General features: G+C 40.3%; 11 protein-coding genes. 7 read left to right on the forward strand and 4 right to left on the reverse strand.

Annotated elements, in window-relative coordinates; genetic code table 11:
• Nucleotides 1-74: 74 nt before the first annotated feature.
• Nucleotides 75-443 (reverse strand): PilZ domain-containing protein, encoded by a 369-nt coding sequence (locus A2U94_RS14590; protein WP_062954676.1) that lies wholly within the window; start codon nt 441-443, stop codon nt 75-77.
• Between the two features lie 302 nt (nt 444-745).
• Here A2U94_RS14590 and A2U94_RS14595 point away from each other — a divergent pair, with 302 nt between their 5' ends.
• On the forward strand, nt 746-1,270 hold the full coding sequence (locus tag A2U94_RS14595; RefSeq protein WP_025910157.1) for an SUKH-4 family immunity protein: 525 nt from the start codon (nt 746-748) through the stop codon (nt 1,268-1,270).
• Nucleotides 1,271-1,294: 24 nt separating this feature from the next.
• On the opposite strand, the gene A2U94_RS14600 is transcribed toward A2U94_RS14595, so the two are convergent.
• Genes A2U94_RS14600 through nagA form a run of 3 tightly spaced genes read right to left on the reverse strand, consistent with a single transcriptional unit; the run spans nt 1,295 to nt 3,974 of the window.
• A complete protein-coding gene (locus A2U94_RS14600; protein ID WP_062954678.1) occupies nt 1,295-2,020 on the reverse strand; it encodes a GntR family transcriptional regulator in 726 nt (241 codons plus the stop codon).
• Between the two features lie 38 nt (nt 2,021-2,058).
• A complete protein-coding gene (nagB, locus tag A2U94_RS14605) occupies nt 2,059-2,790 on the reverse strand; it encodes a glucosamine-6-phosphate deaminase (protein WP_062954680.1) in 732 nt (243 codons plus the stop codon).
• Complete coding sequence (nagA, locus tag A2U94_RS14610; protein ID WP_025910161.1) at nt 2,790-3,974, reverse strand: N-acetylglucosamine-6-phosphate deacetylase; 1,185 nt, start codon at nt 3,972-3,974, stop codon at nt 2,790-2,792. Before nagA ends, nagB begins: the two co-directional genes overlap by 1 nt.
• Before the next feature lie 204 nt (nt 3,975-4,178).
• Between nagA and nagE the strand changes: the two genes are divergently transcribed.
• The 6 genes from nagE (at nt 4,179) to A2U94_RS14640 (ending at nt 12,257) form a co-directional block, all read left to right on the forward strand.
• Nucleotides 4,179-6,056: an N-acetylglucosamine-specific PTS transporter subunit IIBC gene (gene nagE, locus A2U94_RS14615; RefSeq protein ID WP_062954682.1), complete on the forward strand. Its 1,878-nt coding sequence runs from the start codon at nt 4,179-4,181 to the stop codon at nt 6,054-6,056.
• A 355-nt stretch (nt 6,057-6,411) separates the two neighbouring features.
• Entirely contained in the window at nt 6,412-6,726 is a 315-nt protein-coding gene (locus A2U94_RS14620) for a hypothetical protein (RefSeq protein ID WP_025910164.1), read from the forward strand.
• Between the two features lie 568 nt (nt 6,727-7,294).
• Entirely contained in the window at nt 7,295-8,983 is a 1,689-nt protein-coding gene (locus A2U94_RS14625; protein WP_062686741.1) for a DUF6583 family protein, read from the forward strand.
• Nucleotides 8,984-9,151: 168 nt separating this feature from the next.
• Entirely contained in the window at nt 9,152-10,381 is a 1,230-nt protein-coding gene (locus tag A2U94_RS14630) for an ABC transporter permease (RefSeq protein ID WP_035320841.1), read from the forward strand.
• On the forward strand, nt 10,378-11,532 hold the full coding sequence (locus A2U94_RS14635) for an ABC transporter permease (protein WP_025910168.1): 1,155 nt from the start codon (nt 10,378-10,380) through the stop codon (nt 11,530-11,532). Before A2U94_RS14630 ends, A2U94_RS14635 begins: the two co-directional genes overlap by 4 nt.
• On the forward strand, nt 11,529-12,257 hold the full coding sequence (locus tag A2U94_RS14640) for an ABC transporter ATP-binding protein (protein WP_025910170.1): 729 nt from the start codon (nt 11,529-11,531) through the stop codon (nt 12,255-12,257). Before A2U94_RS14635 ends, A2U94_RS14640 begins: the two co-directional genes overlap by 4 nt.
• Nucleotides 12,258-12,561 lie beyond the last annotated feature (304 nt).

Genomic DNA, 12,561 nt, shown 5'->3' on the forward strand with positions numbered 1-12,561 from the left:
TATAAGCTTAAACAAGAACAAAATGTTGAAAAGAAAGGAAGGTGGTTGCACTAAAAAAAGATAGCCATTACGTGCTACCTTTTTCGATACTCTTTTGCATATTGTTTTAATGTATCTAATAATAACTGCTGCTGGTTTTCATCTGTAAATGCTTCAATCCCGTATAAAAACTCATGATTTGATTTTTCTTTCCAGACGGCCAAACCAGTGATTGTAAGGTTTTCATCCAGTAAAGAAAAGTTAACGGTAAGCTCAATAGGTTTTTGAAATACTGGAAGATCTAGTGGTGTGATTAGCTTCATCCCTCTTGGTGATAAATCAATAATGGCAAGTGGACCCAGTTTACTTTCGATGTCTTTTCCATCGTATTTTTTAATGAAAAACGTGCCAACAATGGGCTTTGCAAATGTAAAACGAAAAGGCTCTTCACGCTTATATTGCATAAAACAGCTCGCTCCTTTTAAGTAGGGAATAAATGGAGAAAAATGCATCCTTCAGCTGATGTATTCCTTGCTTTCTTCACATATAGTAAGAGAGAGGCCGCTTTTGCTACTATTTCTCACTACACTATATCGGTCAGTTACATTAAATCTATAGAAAAAGAAAAGGTATTGTCAATATTTTATGAAATTTATGCATTCTTTTGTATCGAAATATAAAGAAATGTTATGACTGAAACGAATAGGTGACAGTGTAAATAAAATAGTAGACAATAAGCATAGTAGGGTAGAGGGAGTGACAGAGGTTGAAGAAAGTAAAACAACGCAAAGAAAAGCGAATACTGTTTGACAAAAGTCAATTAGCACCGCTTAAAGTTGATTTGGAGACTAAAAAGCTGCTAGCTGAAGTTGGGCTACCGCGAGATGTTGCTCCATTGTTTGAATTCATGTCCTCTAAAAATCAGCTATGCACTTTGTGTGAGACGCTTCATTTATCTGCTCGCTATCAGCTTTATTGGTTTTTAGGGATGACAAAGCTAGGCGATCCTATCTGTTTACATGGTGACAATGGCAACATTGTACTGTTAGATGTTTCAAACGATGACTGCGAGCGTCTAATCAACTCATCGCTTGTACAGTTTTTACAGTTTGTTGAACTATTTTACGAATATATCCAGCCTTTCGTATTACGAGATGAACGTCCCGAAGTTGATGGTCATGTTCCAAATATATTAATTCGCGAAATGCGCGAGCGTTTTGAAGAAATTGATAAAGAAGCGATGAAACCCCATAGCTTTTGGAAATTGGAATTGGATTCGCTTTCAAAGTAAACCTCGCTTTGCAACGAGGTTTTTCTATGTCCGATTCATGCTTACGGTAAACTTATAGCGATCTGCACGGTACGCTGACCTCACAACTTCTAGCGGCGTGCCATCTTCTAAGTATGTGTAACGTTGAATCAGAAGGATAGGGGATCCCTTTGCTACCTGCAAGTGTTCCGTTTCGTTTTCTGTAGCCACAATGGCTTCTAACGTTTGTGTAGCATGTCCAATTTTTAATTCGCGTTGCTGTTCGACATAGTCATAAAGCGATTGTTGGATAATGGCTTCCGTCACGCCTTTGATTAGATTAGCGGACATATAGACTGTTTCAATGGCCATTGGAATTCCGTGCGCCAATCGAATACGTGTGATTTCATAGACGGGGTGATGCACTTGAATCGAAAGCTGAGACGCAATTTTTGCTGTAGCGGGAATAATTTCAAAGTGAAGCAAGCGGCTACTTGGCGTGAAGCCCCTTGCCTTCATATCTTCTGTAAAGCTCGTTAAGCCTACAAGCTGCTGCTCAATTTTTTGTTCAGAAACGAACGTTCCGCGTCCTTTTTCACGATATAAAAGGCCTTCATTTACAAGGTTTGTAATTGCTTGTCTTACTGTCATACGGCTAATTTGAAACTGTGTTGCATACTCTCGCTCGGATGGAATTGCATCGTGAGGTTTAAGCTCTCCGTTTTCAATTTGAGAACGAATTCCATCTTCAATCTGTGTGTAAATCGGCAGAGGTGAATTTTTGTCAATCATGCACAATTCCTCCTTTACATCGATCATACTACAATCTGCTATAAGTTTGTACGAGATAATGCCTTCTCATCAGCGATAATTGTAACAGCCTGATGGTTCTTTAAGATGGAAGCAGGAAACTCTTCCGTTACTGTTCCTTCAAGTAAATGATAGATGGCATCTGCTTTATCTTCTCCAGACGCTAATAATAAAATTTCAGTGCTGTTCATAATAGATGAAATGCCCATGGTTATGGCATGAGTCGGTACTTCATCAATGGATGAAAAGTAACGAGCGTTTGCTTGTCTTGTAGAAGAAGCAAGCGTGACCACATGTGTTTTAGATGAAAAAGGCGTACCTGGTTCATTAAAGCCAATGTGCCCGTTATGACCAATTCCTAAGATTTGGAGGTCAATGCCACCAAGTTGTTCAATAAGAGCTTCGTAGCGCTCACATTCTGCTTCTGCATCTTCTGCTGTCCCATTTGGAATAAATGTTTGATTAAGAGCTACATCGAGGTGACCCAAAAGCGTATCCACCATATAGTAACGATAGCTGTTTGGATTATCAGCAGAAAGGCCGACATACTCATCTAGATTAAATGTGTGCACTTGCTCATAAGACGTTCCATTTGTTTGATGGTCTTGAATAAGAGCTTCATATAAACCTTTAGGTGTTCCACCAGTAGCTAAACCAAGCGTGATTGAAGGATCACTCTTTACTTTGTTAATAATAATACCAGCTGCGGTTTGGCTCATTTCTTTATAATCTTTTACTGAGATGATATTCATTATTGTTCCCCCTGTTCATATGCGATATGTCCACGACACACTGTAAGCTGCACGTCGAAGTTTTTATTCAGTACAACGCAATCTCCATCTTTTCCTACCTTTAAACTGCCTTTACGGTTGAAAACACCAATTTGCTTTGCTGGATTAACAGCAGTCATTTGGATAACGTCTGATACGCTACAGCTGGTAAAGTCTATCATGTTTTTCATTGCGTCATTCATTTTTAAAATGCTGCCTGCAAGCGTTCCATCCCCTAATGTAGCCATTGTTTCGTTTACGTGAACGGGCTGACCACCAAGGTCATAAACACCGCTTTCCAACCATTTAGCACGTAGTGAATCAGTGATTAAAATTAAGCGCTCGCTTGAAATTTGCTGATAGGCAAGCTTGACCATTTCTTTATGTGAATGAATGCCGTCAGCAATAAGCTCTGTATAGAGCTCTTCGCGCAGGTAAGCTGCACCTAGTACGCCTGGCTCACGGTGATGAATGCCGCGCATCCCGTTGTATAGGTGAGTTACGTGCGATGCCCCAGCTCCAATAGCTGCAACTACTTCTTCATACGTAGCATCTGAATGTCCAATTGAAGCAACTACGTTTGTTTGGTTTAAGTACTTCACAAGCTCAGTTCCACCTAATTCTTCAGGAGCAAGCGTCACAAGTCGAATATGATGTTGTGCTAAATCTTGCCAGCGCTTAAACTGCTCAACGCTTGGCTGTTGAATATGGTGGAGAGGCTGAGCACCTGCTCGCTTGGCTGAAATAAAAGGGCCTTCTAAGTGAATGCCTAGCGCTTCTGCTTGGGCGTTATTTTGGTTGTTTGTAATAAAATGTCCGCATGCGATCAGAGCATCGTTAATGGCTTCTACAGACTGCGTCATTGTAGTCGGAAGAAAGCTTGTTGTTCCTTCTTTTGGAAGGGTAGCAGCCATTGTTTTCAACGCATCTTCTGTTGCGTCCATCGCATCTGCGTTCCCAGCTCCGTGAATGTGGACGTCGATTGCTCCTGGAACGACGATGAAATCAGGAGAATACTCAATAACTCGATCGTTTGAGCTCTTTTGATAATCGTGAATACTACCTAGCTCAGTTATTAACCCGTTTTCTATTTTCAGATATCCGTTTGGATAGACGGTTGTTTCGCCATAAACCGTTACGTTGTAAATGACCAGCGGTTTGTTCATAACATAAGTCTCTCCTTTGTCTTTGTCGAATGTATATGATTAGTGTAGCTCTTTTGAAATTAGTTGTCTATACCAGTTGTGATTTTTTATGTTGTAAGAACTGTTAACACTTATATAAAGGTAATGAAAGCGCATAATTGGTATAGACAACTAGAACACCTCATGGTAGGATGTTAGTAAATATAGAGATAAGGGGATGAAGAAATGTTCCAATTTTTACAACGTGTAGGGAAGTCGCTTATGCTACCCATCGCCGTCTTACCTGCCGCAGCGCTATTGCTGCGCTTAGGTCAACCTGATTTATTAGATATCCCATTTATGGCGCAAGCAGGAGATGCTATCTTCGCTAACTTAGCACTTTTATTTGCTCTTGGAATTGCAGTTGGGTTATCCAAAGATGGAAGCGGAGCAGCTGCTCTTGCAGGTGTCATTGGTTATTTCGTTCTAACAAAAGGAGCCGTTGCGCTTGATAAAACGATTGATATGGGCGTACTTGGTGGAATTGTAGCCGGTATAGTTGCGGGTCTTTTATACAATCGTTTTTCAGATATAAAACTGCCGGAATGGCTAGGGTTTTTTGCTGGTAAACGCTTTGTACCAATTATCACGTCGGTTGTGATGCTTGCTATCGCCGGTTTGTTTGGCGTTATTTGGCCTCCAATCCAAGATCAAATTAACAACATTGGTGAATGGCTAACGGGTGCTGGTGCTCTTGGTGCAGGTATTTTTGGTTTTTTAAACCGTATGCTGATCCCACTAGGGCTACATCATATTTTGAACAGCTTAGTGTGGTTTGTATTCGGGGAATTTAACGGAGCGACAGGGGATTTAAATCGCTTCTTTAAAGGAGATCCAACAGCGGGAACGTTTATGACAGGTTTCTTCCCAGTGATGATGTTTGGTCTTCCAGCAGCCGCGCTTGCGATGGTAGCAGCTGCTAAAAAAGAAAAGCGAAAGCTCGTATCAGGAATGCTTATTGGACTAGCATTTACCTCATTTTTAACAGGAATTACAGAACCAATTGAGTTTTTATTTATGTTTATTGCCCCTGTTTTATACATAGTACATGCTTTGCTAACAGGAATTTCAATGGGGCTTGCCGTCATGCTTGATATTCATCACGGCTTTGGTTTTTCAGCAGGTGCCATTGACTATTTCTTAAACTTTGGAATTGCGCAAAAGCCACTGCTACTGGGAGGAATCGGCCTCATCTATGCAGCGACTTACTTCGCGTTATTTTACTGGCTGATTAAAGCGCTTAATTTAAAAACGCCTGGCCGCGAAGACGATGAAACAGATGGTGAAGAAGCGGTGGTATTATCAGATGATAAACATGTAAACATGGCTGCTCATTTTATTGAAGGTTTGGGTGGAAAAGAAAATCTTGTTGAAATTGATAACTGTGCAACACGCTTGCGTCTACAGGTAAAAGACTCGAGTGCGGTTAATGAAGGGCAGCTTAAGAAGAACGATGCTCGCGGTGTGATGAAGGTTGCAAAAACGAGCGTTCAAGTCATTGTTGGAACGGAAGTAGAGTTTGTAGCTAATGCGATGAAGCAGCTTGTTCGAGGCGAAAAAGTAATGGCAAGTGCATCAGTGAAAGGTGATCCAAAGCCAAGCGAAGGCGTGCTTGACGAATTTAGCTTACCGTTTGAAGGGGTGGTTATGCCGCTTGAAAAAGTCCCTGACCAAGTGTTCTCTGCTAAGCTGATGGGCGATGGTTTTGCGATTGAACCTGTTAATAATGCGCTTCATTCACCAATTTCAGGTGAAGTCATTAGTATTTTCCCAACCAAGCACGCGTTTGGTTTGAAAACAGATACTGGGCTAGAATTATTAATTCATGTTGGAATCGATACGGTTGAGCTAAAAGGTGAAGGGTTTACAACACTCGTGAACGAAGGCGAACGTATTGAGCCAGGCACACCGTTATTACAAATCGATCTCGATTATGTGAAAAAGAATGCTACGTCACTTGTTACACCTGTTGTGTTTACTAATTTACCAGAAGGAAAAGAAGTAGAGATTAGAAAGACAGGTTATCAAAAACAAGGTGCGAAAGGTGTTATCAAATTATTATAATGAAGAGGCTGGGACATAAGTAATTCAGCCAATGATAAACCTGAACGATTGAGAGTTCATAACTTTTAATCATTCAGGTTTTTTGCTGATTGTGAAAAACAATGTTGGAAACAGGGTGGAATGGAGCGTGGGACACTCGACTCCTGCGGGAAAGAGAGGGAAAACGGAGATCCCGCGGAAAGCGAGTGACCGTAGCGTAATGGAACGAACGTGTTCAGACAAACCAAAGAGATGGGAACAGCTAGTATTCGTCTCTTAGAAGCAATCATTTTGTTATGTCCCAAACTCTTGGTACAAACGATAAAATGAGCTATGATATACTAAAAGAAGTAAGTACAGATAAGGGAGAAGTTGTATGAACGAAACGTCAGTTACAAAAATTATTCTTATGCAAACAGAAAAGTTAGCTCGTCAGTACGGCTATGATTTTTTATATGAACCGCAGGGAGATAAAACGCTTTGTCAAATTATTCAGCGAGATGAAGATGGCTCGATTTTAGGAACGCCGCTTAGCTTTCATATCGACATGAACGAAGAGAAAGGAATTGGCCAAATTAGCTATTATCATGAGCAAGGGGAATTTAAAAAGCAAGATGTAAGTGTATTTGAAGAAAACAGCTTAGTTAACGTATTTCTATTTATTCAACAGCGACTTCAAATTAATTCGTAAGAGAGGCTGGGAAATAAGTAATTCAGTCAATGATAAACCTGAAAGATTGAGAGTTCCTCCCCGCGGAAAGCGAGTGGCCGTAGCGCAATGGAACGAACGTGTTCAGACAAACCAAAGAGGTGGGAACAGCTAGTGTTCGTCTTTTAGAAGCAATCATTTTGTTATGTCCCAAACTCTTTTTTATTGTGAAAAAAGGCTCGTTTTCCTTTCTTTTAACATGATGCTAAGTCAATGTTCATATACATATCATCGTTGAGCTTTTGGAAGATAGGAAAAAATGGAGTAAAAAGGAGGAGAAGTGATAGCCTTCTATCGAACTATAAAAAAGATCTACTTCGTTAGGAACTGACAGATTCATATTTTTGGTAAAATTTAATGAATTTGGTTTTAATCTGGTTATATAGGGGAATGAAAAATGAGTCTTTGTATCTGTTAGGTATCTTCTTTTTATCAGCTAAATGAACTAAAAAATGTCTTTTTTTGTCGAACGACTAGAAATACTGGTAATGATTCCTTATCATGTACAAGGGACCAAACAAACAATTATTTACAGGAGGATGTAAAACGTATGAGCGATGAAAACAAAACAAGAGAAGAAACTGCTGCTTCCTTAGAAACAGCTCCAGCTCCGAGAAAAGCACCAACAAAGTTAATCATCGGATTGGCGATTTTATTTGTGCTTATTGGTGCAGCGGTTACGTTTGGCTATGTATTCACGAAATCACCAAAGCAATTATATTTAATATCTGAAGTGAATACATACAACAAAATGGCCGAAGAAATTGAAACGAAATATGGCGAAAGCTTAGCATTCCAAGAAAAAGCACTAGAGCAACCATCAAGCTCAGCGGCTTCTATCAGCGGTGATTTTTCAATGAACTCACTTGCTGCTGATCCATCTTATCAAATGATTCAAGATATGATTAGCAAATCGACGATTAATGTAAAAACAGAGCAAGACCCTAAAAAGCAAGAAACATATGGTTCATTAACGCTTGATATTGGTAACACAAAAGCACTTGACGTAGAAGGTTATCAAACAAAGGAACAAATTGGTTTTAAAGCACCAATTTTAGCAAATCAATTCTTCTATTTAAACCTTGATGAGTATGGTCAGGTTATGCGCATGTTTGACCCATCATATACGGGTCCAGATAAGCTAGAACTAAACCAAATTAAGGTGGAAGATTTAGAACTAACGGAGAAAGAAAAGAAAGCAATTGCAACAAAATACGGAAAGTTCTTCTATGATAACTTAGATGAAGACTACTTTACAAAAGAAAAGAACGCTGAGTATAAACAAGGTGATGAAACGTTAAAATTCACGCGTCTAAAGCTTGAAATGAACCAAGAACAAACGGAGAAATTTGTTCAAAAGCTTGTAGCGGAAATGGCAAAGGATGATGAGCTACAAACAATCATTGCAAAACGCGTTGCAACGATTGCTGAATCATCTGCTGCAACAGATCCAGAAATGGCTGAATTAACAGATGAAAAAGAAGTGAAAAAACAGCTAAAAGAAGGCTTGGACGAATTTAAAACAGATGTGAAAGATCTTAAATTCCCTAAAGGCTTTAAATCAACAGTTTACATCAATGATGATGAAGTAATTGTGGATCGTAACGTAGAGTTTGCTGCAACTTCAGCTGATGACAAAGACAATGTAGGAAATGTAAAAGTAGCAACAAAAGATGTAGAATACGCGGACAACAAGCGTGCTCAACAGCTAGCTCTTACGATTGGAAATGACAACAATGATAGCAAAGTAGAGCTTGATGTGACAAACGACATTACAGCTGACGGAGAGAAGAGTTCTGAAAAGTTAGTTGCTAGCGTTAACGCTTCTGATTCAACAACAGAAGACCTAAACTTAAAGTTCACAATGGATTCAGTTGTGAATGGAAAAACGGATGCGAAACAAACAGCTGATCGCAAATTCACGCTTGACTTGGGTGATCAAGCTCCTGGCTACACGTTCAGCGGTGACCTTAAGCAAGATCAAAACATTGATGCTTCAAAAGGAAAGTCAGATTACAAGTTTGATATTAACTTAAAAGTTGGTATGCCGACAGATTCAGCTGATATCAACTTAAAGATTAACTCAAATTCTGAATTAAAAGACGCGGCGGATATTCCAGCAATTGATTCTAAGAACGGTAAAAACGTAAAAGATATTACGCCAGTTGATTTAATGAAGATTCAAGAAGACTTCTACACAAACTTACAAGGTTTAATGATGGATCTTGATATTTCTTAATCTTAACAGTTAGTAGTTCATACAAAAGCGGATGACGTGTGCAGCATGTTATCCGCTTTGTTAAATTTATCAGGTTTGCAGTAGGTCTGAATCTACTTGTACAACCATATAGTAAACTATCATACCTAGTTACAATTCTAATGTAATAATGCAGGGAGAGAAGAGCAGGTGAAGATATTCTTTTATTTATGCTCATTCACATGGAAGGCGATGCTAAAAAACTGGAAGTCTTTTAGCCTGCTTCTACTTGCTCCTGTTCTATTCTTAATAGGAGCAGGGGTCATACTAACAGAAACAATGGAGGATGAAGCACGGATACAAAAGTTTCCGGTGGCAATTGTCGATGAAGATGATACGCTTCAAACAGAATACGTCATCAAACAGTTAACGGAAAGTGAGCAGTTAAGCTCACTTATCAATCCTGTGTATCCAACAAAAACAGAAGCACAACAAATGCTGTCCAAAGACGAGATTGCGGCGTTTGTTGTTTTACCAGATGGCTTTAGTCATTCGATTGCAACGGGAGAAAACATGCCTCTTGTTGTAGTGGGGAATAAAAACAAGCCGCTTCAAGCCCAGCTTTTTCGCTATGTCATGGATAGCGCAGCTGACTATACATCCGCTGCTCAAAGCGGCATTAATACAATCGATCACTTTCTACAAGAAGAAGGAGCCAGCACGGAAGAGAGACAATCTGAATTTCGTCGCAGCCTTCTTTCATTTGGGCTTCATGTTCTTGATCGTGGAAGCGTGTTTGAAGAACGAATAGCGACGTCTTTATTTCAGCAAGATATGAAGCAGTATTATATTCTCTCGTTCTTTTTAGTACTGCTCATGATTTGGAGCTACAGCAGCATGCTTTTTGTAAAAGGACTTCATTCAAATTCAGTGCTTAAGCGTATGCAGACGCACGGAGTATCCTCACTACACGTTCATCTTGCTCAGTTTAGCAGTATGTTCTTACTCGTTTTCGTTTTAGCGCTAGGATTATACGCAGTAGGAATAGAGAAGCTTGACTTGTCACTATCGTACACGTGGGGGCAACTAATTGGCAGCGTTGCAGCTAGTTCATTCGCTTTTTTAGCAACGTTTGCTCTCTTGCAAGCTATCTTCGTCAGTGAAAAGCTGTATCAGCTAGTAGGCGTTCTGTTCCTTGCTGCAGCTTCTCTTGTAGGCGGACATATTTTACCTAGCGTTTATTTACCAGAGTGGTTGCTAATGCTTCAAACCTGGTCTGTTAACGCCTGGTCGCTGCAGATGATGTTTGGCTTATTTGGAGGCTATGAGTCAGTAGACTGGTCAGAATCAATGAGCTGGCTCGTCGTTTACGGTCTCACTGCTTTTAGCTTGTCGCTCCTCTGGACGGCACTGTTTCAAAAAAGGAGAGTGAGCCTATGAATCTCATGATGGAGAAGCTGAAGGCTATTATCCGAAAGCCATTTTTATTGATACTTCTTCTGGTGCTTCCTGCTGCAGGTGCTTATGTAGGCCAAATGTTTCTTCAAAACGTTGAGAACGATGTGAAGATTCCAGTTGCCATTGCGGATGAAGACCAAAGTAAACTTTCTAAGGAAGTAATCCAGCGAGTTACGACGAATGAGAGAATTAAATTGATAGCTACAACGGCTGATGAAGGAGAAAAAAAGCTTCTCCGAAATGAAGTAGATAGCTTATTTATCGTTCGAGAAGGCTTTATGGATAATATTAAAAAAGAAGATTATGAAGAAACGATTGAGCTGGTGAAAATGCCAGCGTCAGTTGCGACGAGCGTTGTAGAAGAAGTGATTGCTAGTGAAGTAACTCGCTTATCGAGCAACAGTAAAGCTGCTATTCAAGTAGAACGCTTGTATGAACGTTATCGTTGGGAAAAGCCCGAAACCCTATGGGAAGATGCGTATCGCTATACGGACGAGCAGTGGAAGCCAGAACCGTTAATGACCATTCAATATGTGACTGGTGGACAAGAAGGTGCACAACCTGATGAGAAGCAACAGACTATAAATCGCTCTGTTCCGCTGTGGGGCTTTTTGACGCTTGTTGTGTCGCTCATGGCGATGGAATGGGTCCTAAAGGAAAAAGGGCCTATTTTCAAGCGAATGAAGACCTTGCCAAAAGGCGTCATGTCTTATGTGTATCAATCGGTAGCAGCATATGGGTTTGTTTTGATCATCCAAACTGTCCTGAGCTTTTTCTTCTTTTTGAAAGTCGGAGCGGTGACAGATAGCAGAGTACTGCTGCTAATGCTCATATATCTCTGCTTTTGCTTAGCGTTTAGCTTTTGGCTAGCTACGGAATCACGTCACCTCGGGCGCTACTATACCGCAGGATTCTTGATTGCGATGATGCTCAGTATTATCGGGGGCGTATTTTTCCCAATCAGTGACATAGCGGAGCGGCTAGGCGCAATTGCTACATGGATTCCTCAGCATCTATTGGTTACGCAGCAGCTTGTACTTGCTAAAGAACTTTGGATTCAGCTTGGAACAATACTAGTCATCACCATTTTATTATGGTTAAAAGCAGTGTGGAATGTGAGGTCGATTACGTGATTTCAATTGAAAAAGTAAGTAAGCGTTATGGAAGAAAAAAATCATTAAATAAAGTGTCTTTGCATGTAAAAAAAGGTGAGGTACTGGGACTGCTAGGACCAAACGGTGCAGGGAAGTCTACGCTTTTATCCATTTTAGCAACGCTCACTAAGCCTTCGGGTGGCGAAGTGGTCATCAACGGTCAGCGTTTAAAAAAAGCTAAAAAGCACATTCGCAGTCAAATTGGCTACGTCCCGCAAGATATTGCACTGTGGGAAGAACTGACGGTAAAAGAAAACATGCGACTGTGGAGTAAAATGACGGGGCGATCCGTATCAGATGATGAGCTAAAAACACTTTGTAAATCTGTGCAGCTAGAGGGGAAATGGAGCGAAAAGGTTCAAAATTTATCAGGCGGAATGAAGCGGAAGCTCAATATCGCCGTTGCGCTCATTCATAAACCAGCGATTTTACTTATGGACGAGCCGACGGTGGGAATTGATTTGCAGTCGAAAATGGAGATTGGCAGATACATTCAAAAGCTTACGAGAGAAGGAAAAACAGTCATCTATATTACGCATGACTTGAATGAAATTCTAGGTTTATGCCACCGATTTGCTGTGTTAAAAGAGGGAGAAGTACAGTTTATCGGTACGATGGAAGAAGCGAGAACCGCAACAAGACAACACAGTGACGAAGCCGTCATCTATCAGCTCCTTCATCCAGCAGTGCAGCGTGGTTATTAAAAGTCGTCTCTACAAGTTAGGGCGGCTTTTTTATTTGTGATAAAATGTAATATATCACTAACGTCGCATAAATATTGACTGAATTTTCTGTTTTCTTATTTTTCCGTTTGAGAAGAAAAATGAAGACACGTGAACAGAGGTAGTAATCATCCATTTTTTCACTATAACCTTTGGCGAGGGCGACAGAGACGGTTAAACCTTTACGGGACAGCTCTTCCTGCTATTTTTCGAATCCAAATGTGTGCGGATTTCCACGGTGCTGCTTTTAACAACCGACTAATTTGTAAGTACGTCCGTGAACTGT

The organism is Bacillus sp. VT 712 (assembly GCF_001614195.1).
Classification (GTDB): Bacteria; Bacillota; Bacilli; order Bacillales; family Bacillaceae_H; genus Priestia; species Priestia flexa.